Below are 15,687 nucleotides of genomic sequence, written 5' to 3'. Positions count from 1 at the left end.
ATGCTGAAGAATAAAAATACGGTGTGCGGCGACGGCCGGTGTTAACCGGCAGCCCTCATTCCAGACGCAGCGAATATGATTGTGTTTTTAAGCGTACTGGCGGCAGTTCCTGTTTTTCATGCAGGCTTTCTGCCAGTTCGTCCGGCGTGACCGGGCGGACAATGAAACGGTTGATGGTCTGAAGCGTTTTAAACACCAGACCACAGCCCGGATCCGTGCACACATAAAAACGCTCGGTGACTTCCTGAGACAGACGCCTCGATGTTCTTGACAGTGCAAGGCCTTTACATCTCCGACAACAATATCCGGTAACAAGCATTCTTTTCGGGCGTTTCATACTGCCGGAGGCTGACGTCAGTGAATCGCGGTATCTCTGTTTGCCTGAAATGTATTCCATTCCTGAATCTTTACTGTCAGAGAAAAAGCTTTCACTCGCTTCAAATGTCGCAGAGCAATAAATATTCCGGCACTGTGCAATCATTATCTTGGTGCCATCGTCCATGAAATGTGCGCGGCGGGTGTGAGCAACATGTCCACACGACGGGCAGTAAATCATGACAGCAGTCCTCTGGCCTTAAGCTCTGCACCCTGCTGGTCTATTTTGTCCTGCCACACCTTGCGCTGTGCCGGTGTGCCTGCCACCTCATAATCCATGTGCGGGAGTGTTGCCGCTGACAGTCCGGTCAGCCGGAGAACCGGCTCGCCGGTGAGGCTGATTTGCATCTGTTTAATTTTCTGTTCCAGCGATGATTTCACCTGCTGCATGACAGCCTTTTCCGGTGCGACGTAACCCTGATGGCCGGTGGTGTTGGCGAGCGGATTTTCCTGTGCCAGGATGCTCAGATGCATTGCCCGGACAAGCGCCTCACAGGTTTCATTCAGGGCGTGTTCCAGCTCATGCTCTGCATACAGACTCAGTAGGTGATGATGTGCCTTCCGGTAGGCGGTGGCCGTGCTGTCACACGCCCCTTTCAGGCGTTCACGTTCGAAATTCAGCACCACGGCCAGATTGTCATATTCCTGTACCAGCTCCCGGCGTGCCACGCGCTCAATGTGGCGCTGTTTCAGCTCGTCGCTCAGGACACCACCGGCTGCACGAAAGGCCGTGCGCCAGTCGTCAGCGTCGTTTCCGTCGGCCTGCGCCAGCGCATTTTTTTCCTGCTCTGCCCGTTCAATGGCCGTGACGGTCTCATCCATCAGGCGGGCGTTCTCAAGATGGGCGGCTCTGGCCTTTTCCAGTTGTGCCAGCGCGGGTTGCAGATATTCAGGGATGGTGTTGTCAGACATTTTCCGGCTCCTCGTCACTTCAGGTTAAGAAAATTGTGACGTACACCGGACAACAACACGACGCATTGCAGATGTGCCAGCCCTGACACAGGAGACTCATCCTCACACCGGCAAGCCAGGAAAAGGTCGCAGGAAAAACCGGCTTACTGTTTGTTTTTTTATATTTTACTGTTCACCTCTGTTCACCTTAAGAAAAAAGATAAGTAATACAGTAAGTTAAAGGGTGAACAATCGCAGTAATGACTGTTCACCGTCTGTTCACCACTGTTCACCCGCTCATGGACTTTTTGTGCTGTTTACTACTGTTTGTTTTTATTAATTCGCCGGGAATGAATAAGAAGAAACGATTTGTATTTCACTATAAAAATTACGAATTGCTTTAAGTGGCTTTAAATGACTTTAAGTGGAGATGAACAAAAAATACACAAGCATTGTAAGGCTGCCGGAACAAATCCCCCCTGTTGCGTCTGCTGAAAATATTCACAAAATAAAGCGCTACCCGAAGCCGGACGGACTTATCCGGTGCTGTATGGACATTAACGAGGTAGCCCGATGCAAGCTGTTTTTTCTTCCCCGTCTCCCGCCCCTGTGACGCCACTGATGCCGCAGCCGGACATCACACAGGAGCGTTTTTTGCGTCTTCCGGAAGTGATGCACCTGTGCGGCCTGTCACGCTCGACCATCTACGAACTCATCCGTAAGGGGGAATTTCCGCCGCAGGTGAGTCTTGGCGGTAAAAATGTGGCCTGGCTGCACTCTGAAGTCACCGCATGGATGGCCGGCCGCATTGCCGGACGCAAACGGGGGTACGACGCATGATGATGCCTGTTCTGCAAAAAGTCCCTTTTTCTGGCTTGCCTTTTTCCGGCATTTGCGGATATAGTTTTTCCGCTGTCGCAAAATCGGCAGCCGGGCGTGGAAACCCGAGCAATCTAACGGCGACATATGACGCGCCATGCGTCTTTTTTTGTGTCGCAATCAACGCCACAGAGCGCCAGATTATGGTGTGGTGTGTGGTCAGTCGAGCAGATGGCACTCCGTGCATCCTGCCCGCGTCCGCTCATTATGCCGCAGAGTCAATGGTAGCTCAGGCGGGGCAGCCTCCGGGCTGGCCGGTATCCGTTAGAGCCGGTATTTCCACCCCCGTCTGGGCTATCGCCATCGAGCGTGGAAACTCCGGCGATAGCGTAACCTGCTATCTAACGGAGGCTGCCATCATGGCTACAACCCTTACCCCCTCACACCCTGAATTTGTCTTTGTGTTTGCGGCTGTCCGTCGCGCAGACCGTCATCCCCGTATCTGTATGCTTCGCACCGTCGCCGGTGATGAACGCAGCGCCCGCCGTTCCCTTGTCCGTGACTATGTGCTCTCCCTTGCTGCCCGTCTGCCGGTGGTGGAGGTGTCCCGTGCGTAATAAAAAAGCCCCTCAGACCGTCTCAGCGCGTCATGACGCCCGTGAACACCTCAGCATTGAGGCTTACCATAAGCTCAACCGCGCCAGCGCCGTATCCCAGTTTGTTGGGGGTGATTTGATTCACCGTGAACTCTCCGGCCTGCATCAGCTCTACATTCCGCATATTTTCAGCTACCTGAATGAAGATATTGATTTTGTGCTGAATGAGCTGAAAGCCAAAGGCCTGTGCCGCGATTTTCTCGCCCAGCAGAAAGACCGGGGAGACAAGACGCATGTTTGATTTTCCCCAGCCCGGTGAGATTTACCGTTCTGCCGGTTTTCCCGATGTGGCCGTGGTCGGCATTCTGGAAGACGGTATTCCGTGGGAAATGCCGTACCGCTGCCCGGAAATTGTCTGGAACCCGTACCGCCGTAAATTCAGTATCCTTGTGCGTATCCTCGCTGACGGGCGCACCACAGACATCCCGCTGGGGCGTTTTCTGCGGGAATTTACCTGTGACCGTCCTGACCTGTTTAAACGCAGCCCCGTAAACCGGCATGCGGTACTGAAAGAAATGGCCGGAGACCCGGAATTACAGAAATGGCGGGAGAAATATCTGGATATTTACCCGCAGGACACTGTTCCGGCCAGCCGGGCGGCACCGGTGGCGCGGGAATGGCGGGAAATTCCCCGCACGGAGCCTGACCCGGAAATCACCCCGGATAACAGTTACCGCAATTATCTGTAATTAAAAAACGACACCCGAAAAATTAAATGTGCGTATTCGCGCAGGGATACGCACGTCTTCAGGAGACGCAGATATGCCTTATCAGTTAATGCAACCGGCACGGAATGCAGTCATCTGTCACAGGGAGGAAAACAAATGAAAACACCCTTACCGCCCGTCTTACGCGCAGCCCTTTACCGTCGCGCTGTCGCCTGTGCCTGGCTGACCGTGTGCGAACGTCAGCACCGCTACCCGCATCTCACCCTTGAATCACTGGAGGCGGCCATCGCCGCTGAGCTGGAAGGCTTTTATCTGCGCCAGCACGGTGAGGAAAAAGGGCGCCAGATAGCCTGTGCCCTGCTGGAAGATTTAATGGAATCCGGCCCCCTGAAGGCCGCGCCGTCGCTGTCCTTTCTCGGGCTGGTTGTGATGGATGAACTCTGTGCCCGTCACATAAAAGCGCCGGTACTGCACTGAAGGAGAACAACACCATGAAAATGAACGTAACCGCCACCGTCAGCCATGCGCTCGGCCACTGGCCGCGTATTCTCCCGGCGCTGGGGATTCAGGTGCTGAAAAACCGTCATCAGCCCTGTCCGGTCTGTGGCGGGAGTGACCGCTTCCGTTTTGATGACAGGGAGGGGCGCGGCACCTGGTACTGCAATCAGTGTGGTGCCGGTGACGGCCTGAAACTGGTTGAAAAGGTGTTTGGTGTTTCCCCGTCCGACGCGGCCGCAAAGGTGGCTGCCGTGACCGGCAGTCTGCCCCCGGCTGACCTGGCAGTGACGGCCGCCGCCGTTGCTGAAACAGACGCTGCCCGGAAGAACGCCGCCGCACTGGCACAAACCCTGATGGCAAAAACCCGTCCCGGAACCGGTAACGCCTACCTGACCCGCAAGGGCTTTCCCGGCCGGGAATGCCGGATGCTGACCGGCACACACAGAGCCGGTGGCGTGAGCTGGCGCGCCGGTGACCTTGTGGTGCCACTGTATGACGACAGCGGCGAACTGGTTAACCTTCAGTTAATCAGTGCTGACGGCCGTAAGCGCACCCTGAAAGGCGGACAGGTCAGGGGCACCTGTCACATCCTTGAAGGACAGAATCAGGCCGGAAAACGTCTGTGGATAGCGGAGGGATACGCGACCGCACTTACCGTACATCACCTGACCGGTGAAACGGTGATGGTGGCGCTTTCTTCCGTGAACCTCCTTTCTCTGGCCAGCCTTGCCCGGCAGAAGCATCCGGCCTGTCAGATTGTCCTTGCCGCAGACCGTGACCTCAGCGGTGACGGCCAGACAAAAGCCGCCGCAGCCGCAGATGCGTGTGAAGGTGTTGTTGCCCTGCCGCCGGTCTTCGGTGACTGGAATGATGCCTTCACGCAGTGCGGCGGGGAAGCCACCCGTAAGGCCATTTATGATGCCATCCGGCCACCGGCTGAAAGCCCGTTCGACACCATGAGCGAAGCGGAGTTTTCCGCCATGAGTACCAGCGAAAAGGCCATGCGTATCTATGAGCATTACGGCGAGGCGCTCGCGGTCGATGCCAACGGCCAGCTTCTGTCCCGTTATGAAAATGGTGTCTGGAAGGTGCTGCCGCCACAGGACTTTTCCCGGGATGTGGCCGGGCTGTTTCAGCGTCTGCGCGCGCCGTTCTCCTCCGGGAAGGTGGCCTCCGTGGTGGACACCCTGAAGCTGATTATTCCGCAGCAGGAAGCCCCCTCCCGCCGCCTGATTGGCTTTCGTAACGGCGTGCTCGACACGCAGAACGGCACGTTCCACCCGCACAGTCCGTCACACTGGATGCGTACCCTGTGTGATGTGGATTTCACCCCGCCGGTGGACGGTGAAACGCTGGAAACCCACGCCCCCGCGTTCTGGCGCTGGCTTGACCGTGCCGCCGGTGGCCGTGCGGAAAAACGCGACGTGATTCTGGCCGCACTGTTTATGGTGCTGGCAAACCGCTATGACTGGCAGCTCTTTCTGGAGGTGACCGGTCCCGGCGGCAGCGGCAAAAGTATCATGGCCGAAATCGCCACCCTGCTGGCCGGGGAGGATAACGCCACGTCGGCCACCATTGAGACGCTGGAATCCCCGCGTGAACGTGCCGCGTTAACTGGCTTCTCACTGATACGCCTGCCGGACCAGGAAAAATGGAGCGGCGACGGTGCCGGACTCAAGGCCATCACCGGCGGCGATGCGGTGTCCGTGGACCCGAAATACCGGGATGCGTACTCCACGCATATCCCGGCGGTGATTCTGGCCGTGAACAATAACCCGATGCGCTTCACCGACCGCAGCGGCGGCGTGTCACGCCGGCGGGTGATTATTCACTTCCCGGAACAGATAGCCCCGCAGGAGCGCGACCCGCAACTTAAGGACAAAATCACCCGCGAGCTGGCGGTCATCGTGCGTCACCTGATGCAGAAGTTCAGCGACCCGATGCTCGCCCGGTCACTGCTTCAGTCCCAGCAGAACTCAGACGAGGCACTGAACATCAAACGGGATGCCGACCCGACGTTTGATTTTATCGGCTATCTGGAAACCCTGCCGCAGACCAGCGGCATGTATATGGGGAACGCCAGTATCATCCCGCGCAATTACCGTAAATACCTCTATCACGCCTATCTGGCCTACATGGAAGCAAACGGCTACCGGAATGTACTCAGTCTGAAAATGTTCGGACTGGGGCTGCCGGTGATGCTGAAGGAATACGGGCTGAATTACGAGAAGCGCCATACCAAACAGGGGATACAGACCAACCTGACGCTGAAAGAGGAAAGCTACGGCGACTGGCTGCCAAAATGTGACGACCCTGCAACAACCTGACCCTCATGACTCATCTGACCGGCATCTGCCGGTCTTTTTTCATCCCTGAATCCCCCGAAGGTGAACAATCCACTGTTCACCCTTCACCGTATATTCACCCGTTATCACACTGAAATTAAAAGAGAAAAACGAAAGGTGAACAGTGTGAACAATCAAATCAAAAAAAACTTTTTTTCTTCCTGTGTGATTTTCAGCACGGGAAATTAATCCCCTGCACAAGTCACACCGGCAGAATGCCGGAGGTGAAGAATCGAATGTTCACCCTTCACCCATTATTCACCACCTATCACTCTGAAATAAAAGGAGAAAACAGAAAGGTGAACAGTGTGAACAGTTCTTTCGAAAAAAAATTTTTTTCCTGTACGATATAGCATCAATCCAAGTAAAAATGCGCTTTCATTTCACATTAACTTACAGCCATTGGTATACGATTAGGTATACGCACAAAAAATGAATTAAACAAAATCATTAAAAATCAAAGCAATACAATATTTATTCAAACTCCGCCAGCTCCACCAAATAAATCAAGGGGTTACGTGAAAGCGTAGCCCCTTTTTCTTTGGTTGTAGCGGCAAAATGACGACGGATTTAACGACCCCGTATTACTCTTCTGTTTTACAATCACAGTCTTCCTTCTCCTTTTTCAATAGAGAGAAAACCATCGCCAATGTAACAAATATCTGGCTGTATTCTCTGTGCCCCGTACTGAATTGCATTAATACATTCCTGACTTAAATCCGAATTTTTTAGCCCATTGAAGGTACTCACCAAACCAAATGTTAACTATTTGTTGTTTTCGATCACAATAAGAAAACAATATGTCACTTTTGTGCGCATTTTTCAGAAATGTAGATATTTTTAGATTATGGCTACGAAATGAGCATCGCCATGTCACCCTACATCTCATAAGAGGATCGCTTCTGATGAATGCACTGACCGCCGTACACACAAACGCTGTCGATTCAGGCCAGGACTATAGCGGATTCACCCTCACCCCGTCGGCGCAATCCCCGCGTCTTCTGGAACTCACCTTCACCGAACAGACGACCAAACAGTTCCTCGAACAGGTTGCCGAATGGCCCGTGCAGGCGCTGGAGTACAAATCTTTCCTGCGTTTCCGTGTGGGCAAAATTCTTGACGACTTGTGTGCAAATCAGCTGCAACCACTGCTGTTGAAGACGCTACTAAACCGTGCTGAAGGTGCACTGCTAATCAACGCCGTGGGTGTCGATGATGTGAAGCAGGCGGACGAGATGGTGAAGCTGGCAACGGCGGTGGCGCATCTGATTGGTCGTTCCAATTTCGATGCCATGAGCGGTCAGTATTACGCGCGTTTTGTGGTGAAAAATGTCGATAACTCAGACAGCTATCTGCGTCAACCACACCGTGTGATGGAACTGCACAACGACGGCACCTACGTCGAAGAGATCACCGACTACGTGCTGATGATGAAAATCGATGAACAAAACATGCAGGGCGGAAACTCGCTGCTGCTGCATCTCGATGACTGGGAACATCTGGACCACTATTTCCGCCATCCGCTGGCGCGTCGCCCAATGCGTTTTGCCGCGCCGCCGAGCAAAAATGTCAGTAAAGATGTATTCCATCCGGTGTTCGATGTCGATCAGCAGGGTCGCCCGGTGATGCGCTATATCGACCAGTTCGTCCAGCCGAAAGACTTCGAAGAAGGCGTGTGGTTGAGCGAGCTTTCCGATGCCATTGAAACCAGCAAAGGCATTCTTTCTGTCCCCGTTCCCGTTGGCAAATTTCTGTTGATTAACAACCTGTTCTGGTTGCACGGTCGCGACCGATTTACTCCGCACCCGGATCTGCGCCGTGAACTGATGCGTCAGCGTGGCTACTTCGCTTACGCCACTCACCACTACCAGACGCATCAGTAAGCGCAAAGGAATTGAGCGGATGTATGATTTTGTGATTATTGGCGGCGGCATCATCGGCATGTCGACCGCCATGCAACTGATTGATGTCTATCCGGATACCCGCATTGCGTTGCTGGAAAAAGAGTCCGGTCCGGCCTGTCATCAAACGGGCCACAACAGCGGCGTGATCCATGCCGGGGTTTATTACACACCCGGTAGCCTGAAGGCACAGTTTTGCCTGGCTGGGAACCGCGCCACCAAAGCCTTTTGCGATCAAAACGGCATTCGCTATGACAACTGCGGCAAGATGCTGGTCGCCACATCCGCACTCGAAATGGAGCGGATGCGCGCGTTATGGGAACGCACAGCGGCGAACGGGATTGAACGCGAGTGGTTAAACGCCGACGAGCTGCGCGAGCGTGAACCGAATATCACCGGGCTCGGCGGTATTTTTGTGCCGTCCAGCGGCATTGTCAGCTACCGCGACGTCACGGCAGCGATGGCAAAAATCTTCCAGGCCAGAGGCGGCGAGATTATTTATAACGCCGAAGTTAGCGGCCTCAGTGAGCATAAAAACGGCGTGGTTGTCCGCACCCGTCAGGGCGGCGAGTATGAAGCGTCGACGCTGATTAGCTGTTCTGGTCTGATGGCTGACCGGCTGGTGAAAATGCTCGGCCTCGAACCGGGCTTTATCATCTGCCCGTTCCGTGGCGAGTATTTCCGCCTTGCGCCGGAGCATAACCAGATTGTTAACCACCTGATTTACCCCATTCCCGACCCGGCAATGCCATTTTTAGGCGTTCATCTCACCCGGATGATCGACGGCAGCGTCACCGTCGGGCCAAACGCGGTGCTGGCTTTTAAACGCGAGGGTTATCGCAAGCGCGACTTCTCATTTAGCGACACGCTGGAGATTTTGGGCTCCCCGGGGATTCGCCGGGTACTGCAAAACCATCTACGCTCAGGACTGGGCGAGATGAAAAACTCGCTGTGCAAAAGCGGCTATCTGCGGCTGGTGCAAAAGTATTGTCCCCGGCTTTCGTTAAGCGATCTCCAGCCCTGGCCCGCCGGTGTGCGGGCGCAGGCGGTATCGCCGGACGGTAAGCTGATTGACGATTTTCTGTTTGTCACCACCCCGCGCACGATCCACACCTGCAATGCGCCCTCCCCGGCAGCGACATCAGCAATTCCTATTGGTGCGCATATTGTCAGCAAGGTACAAACGCTGTTGGCAAGCCAGAGTAACCCCGGACGCACGCTGCGAGCGGCACGTAGTGTGGATGCCTTACACGCCGCATTTAATCAATAACCTTTGAAAACAGGATGTAGCGATGAAACTTAACGACAGTAACTTATTCCGCCAGCAGGCGTTGATTAACGGGGAATGGCTGGACGCCAACAATGGCGAGGTCATCGACGTCACTAATCCGGCGAACGGCGACAAACTGGGTAGCGTGCCGAAAATGGGCGCTGATGAAACCCGCGCAGCTATCGACGCCGCCAACCGCGCCCTGCCCGCCTGGCGTGCGCTCACCGCCAAAGAACGCGCCAATATTATGCGTAACTGGTTCAATTTGATGATGGAGCATCAGGACGATTTAGCGCGCCTGATGACCCTCGAACAGGGTAAACCGCTGGCTGAAGCGAAAGGCGAAATCAGCTACGCCGCCTCCTTTATTGAGTGGTTTGCCGAAGAAGGTAAACGCATTTATGGCGACACCATTCCCGGTCATCAGGCCGATAAACGCCTGATTGTTATCAAGCAGCCGATTGGCGTCACCGCAGCTATCACGCCGTGGAACTTCCCGGCGGCGATGATTACCCGCAAAGCCGGTCCGGCGCTGGCGGCAGGCTGCACGATGGTGCTGAAGCCCGCCAGTCAGACGCCGTTCTCTGCGCTGGCGCTGGCGGAGCTGGCGATCCGCGCGGGCGTTCCAGCTGGCGTATTTAACGTCGTCACTGGCTCGGCGGGAGCGGTCGGTAACGAACTGACCAGCAATCCGCTGGTGCGCAAGCTGTCGTTTACCGGCTCGACCGAAATTGGCCGCCAGTTGATGGAACAGTGCGCAAAAGACATCAAAAAAGTGTCGCTGGAGCTGGGCGGCAACGCACCGTTTATCGTCTTTGACGATGCCGATCTCGACAAAGCCGTGGAAGGCGCGCTGGCCTCAAAATTCCGCAACGCCGGGCAAACCTGCGTCTGCGCCAACCGTCTGTATGTGCAGGACGGCGTATATGACTGCTTTGCTGAAAAATTGCAGCAGGCGGTGAGCAAACTGCACATCGGCGACGGGCTGGATAAAGGCGTCACCATCGGGCCGCTGATCGATGAAAAAGCGGTAGCAAAAGTGGAAGAGCATATTGCTGATGCGCTGGCGAAAGGCGCGCGCGTGGTTTGCGGCGGTAAAGCGCACGAACGCGGCGGCAACTTCTTCCAGCCGACCATCCTGGTGGACGTGCCGGCCAACGCCAAAGTGTCGAAAGAAGAGACGTTCGGCCCCCTCGCCCCGCTGTTCCGCTTTAAAGATGAAGCCGATGTGATTGCGCAGGCCAATGACACCGAGTTTGGTCTTGCCGCCTATTTCTACGCCCGTGATTTAAGCCGCGTCTTCCGCGTCGGCGAGGCGCTGGAGTACGGCATCGTCGGCATCAATACCGGCATTATTTCCAATGAAGTGGCCCCGTTCGGCGGTATCAAAGCCTCGGGACTGGGTCGTGAAGGTTCGAAGTATGGCATCGAAGATTACTTAGAAATCAAATATATGTGCATCGGTCTTTAACTGGAGAACGCGAATGAGCAGCAATAAAGAGTTAATGCAGCGCCGCAGTCAGGCAGTTCCTCGTGGCGTTGGGCAGATCCACCCAATTTTCGCTGACCGCGCGGAAAACTGCCGGGTGTGGGACGTTGAAGGCCGTGAGTATCTTGATTTCGCGGGCGGGATTGCGGTGCTCAATACCGGGCACCTGCATCCGAAAGTGGTTGTGGCAGTAGAAGCGCAACTGAAAAAACTGTCACACACCTGCTTCCAGGTGCTGGCTTACGAGCCGTATCTGGAGCTGTGCGAAATAATGAATCAGAAGGTGCCGGGCGATTTTGCCAAGAAAACGCTGCTGGTTACGACCGGTTCCGAAGCGGTGGAAAACGCGGTGAAAATCGCCCGCGCCGCCACCAAACGTAGCGGCACCATCGCTTTTAGCGGCGCGTATCACGGGCGCACGCATTACACGCTGGCGCTGACCGGCAAGGTGAATCCGTACTCTGCGGGCATGGGGCTGATGCCGGGCCATGTTTATCGCGCGCTTTATCCTTGCCCGCTGCACGACATAAGCGAGGATGACGCTATCGCCAGTATCCACCGAATTTTTAAAAATGACGCTGCGCCGGAAGATATCGCTGCCATCGTGATTGAGCCGGTTCAGGGCGAAGGCGGTTTCTACGCCGCGACGCCAGCCTTTATGCAACGTTTACGCGCACTGTGTGACGAGCACGGAATCATGCTGATTGCCGATGAAGTGCAGAGCGGCGCGGGGCGTACCGGTACGCTGTTTGCGATGGAGCAGATGGGCGTGGCACCGGATCTCACCACCTTTGCGAAATCGATCGCGGGCGGCTTCCCGCTGGCGGGCGTCACCGGGCGCGCTGAAGTGATGGACGCTGTCGCACCGGGCGGCCTGGGCGGCACCTATGCGGGTAACCCGATTGCCTGCGTGGCGGCGCTGGAAGTGTTGAAGGTGTTCGAGCAGGAAAATCTGCTGCAAAAAGCCAACGACCTGGGACAAAAACTGAAAGACGGATTGTTGGCGATCGCCGAAAAACACCCGGAGATCGGCGATGTGCGCGGGCTGGGGGCGATGATCGCCATCGAGCTGTTTGAAGATGGCGATCACAGTAAACCGGACGCCAGACTCACCGCCGAGATCGTGGCGCGCGCCCGCGACAAAGGCCTGATTCTTCTCTCCTGCGGCCCGTATTACAACGTGCTGCGCATCCTTGTGCCGCTCACCATTGAAGATGCTCAGATTCGTCAGGGTCTGGAGATCATCGCTCAGTGTTTTGATGAGGCGAAGCAATAGCACCGCACCCATGCCGGAGGCGACGCTGCGCGTCTTGTCCGGCCCACGGGAATCCAGGTCGGATAAGGCGTTTACGTCGCATCCGACAATCCGTACGTGAACAGGAATAAATCTATGTCGGCCGGATAAGGCGGAGCCGCTCTCCGGCAAAAAGAATTAATAACAATTAAACGCGTGACCCGACGCGGGAAATGTCGGGGCGCTCTCCCAAGTGACACACTTTCGAGAGGATTCAGGATGGGGCAATCATCGCAACCACATGAGCTAGGCGGCGGGCTGAAATCACGCCACGTCACCATGTTGTCTATTGCCGGTGTTATCGGCGCAAGTCTGTTTGTCGGTTCAAGCGTCGCCATTGCCGAAGCGGGCCCGGCGGTATTACTGGCCTATCTGTTCGCCGGATTACTGGTGGTTATGATTATGCGGATGCTGGCGGAAATGGCGGTTGCCACGCCCGACACCGGTTCGTTTTCCACCTATGCCGACAAAGCCATTGGCCGCTGGGCGGGCTATACCATCGGCTGGCTGTACTGGTGGTTTTGGGTACTGGTCATTCCGCTGGAAGCCAACATCGCCGCCATGATCCTGCACTCGTGGGTTCCCGGCATTCCCATCTGGTTATTTTCTCTGGTCATCACCCTCGCCTTAACCGGCAGTAATTTATTAAGCGTTAAAAACTACGGTGAATTTGAATTCTGGCTGGCGATATGCAAAGTGATTGCCATTCTGGCGTTTATTTTCCTTGGAGCTGTAGCAATTAGCGGTTTTTACCCTTATGCCGAAGTGAGCGGTATTTCAAGATTGTGGGATAGCGGCGGCTTTATGCCGAACGGTTTTGGCGCAGTTTTAAGCGCGATGCTGATCACCATGTTCTCGTTTATGGGCGCGGAAATTGTCACCATTGCGGCAGCAGAATCCGACACGCCGGATAAACATATTGTCCGCGCCACCAACTCGGTTATCTGGCGTATCTCCATTTTCTATTTGTGTTCTATTTTTGTCGTCGTGGCACTCATACCGTGGAATATACCAGGACTGAAAACCGTGGGTTCCTACCGTTCCGTGCTGGAGCTGCTGAATATTCCACATGCAAAATTCATTATGGATTGCGTTATTTTGCTGTCGGTAACCAGCTGCCTGAACTCGGCGCTGTATACCGCGTCAAGGATGCTCTACTCCTTAAGCCGTCGCGGGGATGCGCCAGCGGTAATGGGCAAAATCAACCGTAGCAAAACCCCGTATGTGGCGGTATTACTCTCGACCGGCGCGGCGTTTTTAACGGTGGTAGTGAACTATTACGCGCCCGCCAAAGTGTTTAAATTCCTGATCGACAGCTCCGGTGCTATTGCCCTGCTGGTTTATTTAGTCATCGCCGTTTCGCAATTACGGATGCGTAAAATCCTGCTGGCGGAAGGCGGCGAAATTCGCCTGCGCATGTGGCTTTATCCGTGGCTCACCTGGCTGGTGATTGGCTTTATTACCTTTGTATTGGTGGTGATGTTATTCCGCCCGGCGCAACAACTCGAGGTAATTTCCACCGGCTTATTAGCGATAGGGATTATCTGTACCGTGCCAATTATGGCACGCTGGAAAAAGCTGATATTGTGGCAAAAAACACCCGTTCATAATACGCGCTGATAATGTTCAGGAGTCACACCATGACCATTACGTCTCTGGATGGCTACCGCTGGTTGAAAAACGATATTATTCGCGGCAATTTTCAGCCGGATGAAAAATTACGGATGAGTTCGCTAACGTCGCGTTATGCACTCGGCGTCGGGCCGTTGCGGGAAGCCCTTTCGCAACTGGTGGCGGAACGACTGGTCACGGTGGTGAATCAAAAAGGGTATCGGGTGGCGTCTATGTCAGAGCAAGAACTACTCGATATTTTCGACGCCCGCGCCAATATGGAAGCGATGCTGGTGAGTCTGGCAATTGCCCGTGGCAGCGATGAGTGGGAGGCTGACGTTCTCGCGAAGGCACACTTGCTCGGTAAACTTGAAGCCTCTGACGCCAGCGAGAAAATGCTTGATGAGTGGGATCAGCGCCATCAGGCATTTCATACTGCGATTGTGGCGGGCTGCGGTTCCCACTATTTACTGCAAATGCGCGAGCGTTTGTTTGATCTGGCGGCGCGCTATCGGTTCATCTGGCTGCGGCAAACGGTGCTTTCTGTAGAAATGCTGGAAGATAAACACGATCAGCACCAGACCCTGACTGCGGCGGTGCTGGCGCGAGATACGGCGCGCGCCAGTGAGTTAATGCGCCAGCATTTACTGACGCCAATTCCGATTATCCAGCAGGCGATGGCTGGCAATTAACTACTCTTCAGGAATACGCAACACCTGCCCCGGATAAATTTTATCCGGGCTTTTCAGCATCGGTTTATTCGCTTCGAAGATTTTATTGTAGAGATTGGCGTTACCGTAGACCTGTTTGGAAATGGCACTCAGGGTGTCGCCAGACTTAACAGTATAAAACTGGCTGGCAGTGGCTGGCGTCGCCGTTTTTACCTGATCATCAACACTGGCAATACCGGAAATATTCCCCACTGCAACAAGGATTTTTTCCTTCGCTTCCTGACTTAAGCCGTCACCTGTAACCGTCGCTTTACCATCGACAATCTGAATATTCACTTTATCGGCATCAGGTATACCGGTTTTGTTCAGATGTTCCTGCACCTTCTTCGCCTGATCGTCTTTATCATGCTGACCAGTAACCGCGTCCCAGAGCTTTTCTCCGGCATCTTTCACAAAATTGAACAGACCCATAATTACCTCATTCGTTAACGGAAACACTCAGAAAGTGTAGCAGAGGAACGCGGCGCGTTAACGCCGCAGGATGAGCACAGGATCAATCGCGGGTTTGCACCCAGAAAGCGTGAATTAAACCAGGGATATAGCCAAGAAGTGTCAGCAAAATATTAATAATAAATGCCCAACCAAATCCTTTCCCCAGCAGCACGCCGAGCGGTGGCAAAATGATGGTGATGACGATTCTCCAGAACCCCATATTTCCTCCCTATAAGAAAATTAATCATTGTTTAAAAAGAGATTTTATCTCTTAAGCATAGTAATTTTAGCGGAGTCTGCCCGTTTCAGCCTATGCTTTTACCCTCATTTACGCTGCTGACGCTGGTATACGTTGCATTTTTAGTTTAGAGTTTACTTAATTTAGAAAACACTTAAATAAATATGACTGAACTAGCCCAACTACAGGCCAGCGCCGAACAGGCTGCGGCCTTACTGAAAGCAATGAGTCACCCCAAACGGTTGCTGATTCTGTGCATGATTTGCGGTTCCCCCGGCACCAGCGCCGGTGAACTGGCGCGTATTACCGGACTGAGTGCCTCTGCAACGTCACAGCATCTGGCACGGATGCGTGACGAAGGGATTATCGACAGCCAACGGGATGCCCAACGCATTCTTTATTTCATTAAAAATGAGGCGGTAAATGCCATTATCGCCACCCTAAAAAATGTCTATTGTCCGTAAGGAGT

17 protein-coding genes are annotated in these 15,687 nt (G+C 54.2%); 13 read left to right on the top strand and 4 right to left on the bottom strand.

Features of this window, described 5'->3' with window-relative positions; genetic code table 11:
• Positions 1–55: 55 nt before the first annotated feature.
• Together HEN21_RS16695 and HEN21_RS16690 are read right to left on the bottom strand one after the other, a co-directional pair.
• Entirely contained in the window at positions 56–556 is a 501-nt protein-coding gene (locus tag HEN21_RS16695; RefSeq protein WP_000638635.1) for an ogr/Delta-like zinc finger family protein, read from the bottom strand.
• The gene (locus HEN21_RS16690) at positions 553–1,287 is read right to left on the bottom strand and encodes a hypothetical protein (RefSeq protein ID WP_059336983.1); all 735 of its coding nucleotides are present in this window, start codon (positions 1,285–1,287) and stop codon (positions 553–555) included. The genes HEN21_RS16695 and HEN21_RS16690 overlap by 4 nt, the downstream gene beginning before the upstream one ends.
• A 552-nt stretch (positions 1,288–1,839) precedes the next feature.
• On the opposite strand from HEN21_RS16690, the gene HEN21_RS16685 reads away from it, so the two are divergent.
• From HEN21_RS16685 to csiR, 12 genes are all read left to right on the top strand, one after another.
• Positions 1,840–2,106: a helix-turn-helix transcriptional regulator gene (locus HEN21_RS16685; protein ID WP_024232090.1), complete on the top strand. Its 267-nt coding sequence runs from the start codon at positions 1,840–1,842 to the stop codon at positions 2,104–2,106.
• Positions 2,103–2,702 carry a host cell division inhibitor Icd-like protein gene (locus HEN21_RS16680; RefSeq protein ID WP_001360858.1) on the top strand — a complete coding sequence of 200 codons (600 nt, stop codon included), beginning with the start codon at positions 2,103–2,105 and terminating at the stop codon, positions 2,700–2,702. The genes HEN21_RS16685 and HEN21_RS16680 overlap by 4 nt, the downstream gene beginning before the upstream one ends.
• The gene (locus tag HEN21_RS16675) at positions 2,695–2,982 is read left to right on the top strand and encodes a hypothetical protein (RefSeq protein WP_001244664.1); all 288 of its coding nucleotides are present in this window, start codon (positions 2,695–2,697) and stop codon (positions 2,980–2,982) included. Before HEN21_RS16680 ends, HEN21_RS16675 begins: the two co-directional genes overlap by 8 nt.
• Entirely contained in the window at positions 2,975–3,430 is a 456-nt protein-coding gene (locus HEN21_RS16670; protein WP_000459316.1) for a hypothetical protein, read from the top strand. The genes HEN21_RS16675 and HEN21_RS16670 overlap by 8 nt, the downstream gene beginning before the upstream one ends.
• Before the next feature lie 135 nt (positions 3,431–3,565).
• Positions 3,566–3,886: a DUF5375 domain-containing protein gene (locus tag HEN21_RS16665; protein ID WP_000856729.1), complete on the top strand. Its 321-nt coding sequence runs from the start codon at positions 3,566–3,568 to the stop codon at positions 3,884–3,886.
• A gap of 14 nt (positions 3,887–3,900) precedes the next feature.
• The gene (locus HEN21_RS16660; protein WP_176252391.1) at positions 3,901–6,234 is read left to right on the top strand and encodes a primase-helicase zinc-binding domain-containing protein; all 2,334 of its coding nucleotides are present in this window, start codon (positions 3,901–3,903) and stop codon (positions 6,232–6,234) included.
• A 923-nt stretch (positions 6,235–7,157) separates the two neighbouring features.
• Positions 7,158–8,135: a glutarate dioxygenase GlaH gene (glaH, locus tag HEN21_RS16655; protein ID WP_105285927.1), complete on the top strand. Its 978-nt coding sequence runs from the start codon at positions 7,158–7,160 to the stop codon at positions 8,133–8,135.
• Between the two features lie 19 nt (positions 8,136–8,154).
• On the top strand, positions 8,155–9,423 hold the full coding sequence (gene lhgO / locus HEN21_RS16650; protein ID WP_176252403.1) for an L-2-hydroxyglutarate oxidase: 1,269 nt from the start codon (positions 8,155–8,157) through the stop codon (positions 9,421–9,423).
• A gap of 22 nt (positions 9,424–9,445) precedes the next feature.
• Complete coding sequence (gene gabD / locus HEN21_RS16645) at positions 9,446–10,894, top strand: NADP-dependent succinate-semialdehyde dehydrogenase (protein ID WP_176252392.1); 1,449 nt, start codon at positions 9,446–9,448, stop codon at positions 10,892–10,894.
• 13 nt (positions 10,895–10,907) lie between these two features.
• A complete protein-coding gene (gene gabT, locus HEN21_RS16640; RefSeq protein WP_176252393.1) occupies positions 10,908–12,188 on the top strand; it encodes a 4-aminobutyrate--2-oxoglutarate transaminase in 1,281 nt (426 codons plus the stop codon).
• 237 nt (positions 12,189–12,425) lie between these two features.
• The gene (gene gabP, locus HEN21_RS16635) at positions 12,426–13,826 is read left to right on the top strand and encodes a GABA permease (protein WP_176252394.1); all 1,401 of its coding nucleotides are present in this window, start codon (positions 12,426–12,428) and stop codon (positions 13,824–13,826) included.
• A 20-nt stretch (positions 13,827–13,846) separates the two neighbouring features.
• Positions 13,847–14,509 (top strand): DNA-binding transcriptional regulator CsiR, encoded by a 663-nt coding sequence (csiR, locus tag HEN21_RS16630; protein WP_000156830.1) that lies wholly within the window; start codon positions 13,847–13,849, stop codon positions 14,507–14,509.
• On the opposite strand, the gene kbp is transcribed toward csiR, so the two are convergent.
• Together kbp and HEN21_RS16620 are read right to left on the bottom strand one after the other, a co-directional pair.
• Positions 14,510–14,959 carry a potassium binding protein Kbp gene (kbp, locus tag HEN21_RS16625; RefSeq protein ID WP_000522418.1) on the bottom strand — a complete coding sequence of 150 codons (450 nt, stop codon included), beginning with the start codon at positions 14,957–14,959 and terminating at the stop codon, positions 14,510–14,512.
• 82 nt (positions 14,960–15,041) lie between these two features.
• Positions 15,042–15,200 (bottom strand): YqaE/Pmp3 family membrane protein, encoded by a 159-nt coding sequence (locus tag HEN21_RS16620; protein WP_000508177.1) that lies wholly within the window; start codon positions 15,198–15,200, stop codon positions 15,042–15,044.
• A 182-nt stretch (positions 15,201–15,382) separates the two neighbouring features.
• Between HEN21_RS16620 and HEN21_RS16615 the strand changes: the two genes are divergently transcribed.
• Positions 15,383–15,682: an ArsR/SmtB family transcription factor gene (locus HEN21_RS16615; protein WP_176252395.1), complete on the top strand. Its 300-nt coding sequence runs from the start codon at positions 15,383–15,385 to the stop codon at positions 15,680–15,682.
• Positions 15,683–15,687 lie beyond the last annotated feature (5 nt).

Origin of the sequence: Escherichia sp. 93.1518 (assembly GCF_013368915.2) — a bacterium.
In the GTDB taxonomy this organism is placed as follows: Bacteria; Pseudomonadota; Gammaproteobacteria; order Enterobacterales; family Enterobacteriaceae; genus Escherichia; species Escherichia ruysiae.
The sequence above is the reverse complement of the archived record's forward strand: the minus strand, read 5'-3'. Positions and strand labels throughout refer to the sequence as shown.

What these genes read in the sequence shown, in the direction of transcription:
- HEN21_RS16695 (WP_000638635.1), bottom strand. Translation starts at nt 556, where the DNA reads ATGATTTACTGCCCGTCGTGTGGACATGTTGCTCACACCCGCCGCGCA.
- HEN21_RS16690 (WP_059336983.1), bottom strand. Translation starts at nt 1,287, where the DNA reads ATGTCTGACAACACCATCCCTGAATATCTGCAACCCGCGCTGGCACAA.
- HEN21_RS16685 (WP_024232090.1), top strand. Translation starts at nt 1,840, where the DNA reads ATGCAAGCTGTTTTTTCTTCCCCGTCTCCCGCCCCTGTGACGCCACTG.
- HEN21_RS16680 (WP_001360858.1), top strand. Translation starts at nt 2,103, where the DNA reads ATGATGATGCCTGTTCTGCAAAAAGTCCCTTTTTCTGGCTTGCCTTTT.
- HEN21_RS16670 (WP_000459316.1), top strand. Translation starts at nt 2,975, where the DNA reads ATGTTTGATTTTCCCCAGCCCGGTGAGATTTACCGTTCTGCCGGTTTT.
- HEN21_RS16665 (WP_000856729.1), top strand. Translation starts at nt 3,566, where the DNA reads ATGAAAACACCCTTACCGCCCGTCTTACGCGCAGCCCTTTACCGTCGC.
- HEN21_RS16660 (WP_176252391.1), top strand. Translation starts at nt 3,901, where the DNA reads ATGAAAATGAACGTAACCGCCACCGTCAGCCATGCGCTCGGCCACTGG.
- glaH (WP_105285927.1), top strand. Translation starts at nt 7,158, where the DNA reads ATGAATGCACTGACCGCCGTACACACAAACGCTGTCGATTCAGGCCAG.
- lhgO (WP_176252403.1), top strand. Translation starts at nt 8,155, where the DNA reads ATGTATGATTTTGTGATTATTGGCGGCGGCATCATCGGCATGTCGACC.
- gabD (WP_176252392.1), top strand. Translation starts at nt 9,446, where the DNA reads ATGAAACTTAACGACAGTAACTTATTCCGCCAGCAGGCGTTGATTAAC.
- gabT (WP_176252393.1), top strand. Translation starts at nt 10,908, where the DNA reads ATGAGCAGCAATAAAGAGTTAATGCAGCGCCGCAGTCAGGCAGTTCCT.
- gabP (WP_176252394.1), top strand. Translation starts at nt 12,426, where the DNA reads ATGGGGCAATCATCGCAACCACATGAGCTAGGCGGCGGGCTGAAATCA.
- csiR (WP_000156830.1), top strand. Translation starts at nt 13,847, where the DNA reads ATGACCATTACGTCTCTGGATGGCTACCGCTGGTTGAAAAACGATATT.
- kbp (WP_000522418.1), bottom strand. Translation starts at nt 14,959, where the DNA reads ATGGGTCTGTTCAATTTTGTGAAAGATGCCGGAGAAAAGCTCTGGGAC.
- HEN21_RS16620 (WP_000508177.1), bottom strand. Translation starts at nt 15,200, where the DNA reads ATGGGGTTCTGGAGAATCGTCATCACCATCATTTTGCCACCGCTCGGC.
- HEN21_RS16615 (WP_176252395.1), top strand. Translation starts at nt 15,383, where the DNA reads ATGACTGAACTAGCCCAACTACAGGCCAGCGCCGAACAGGCTGCGGCC.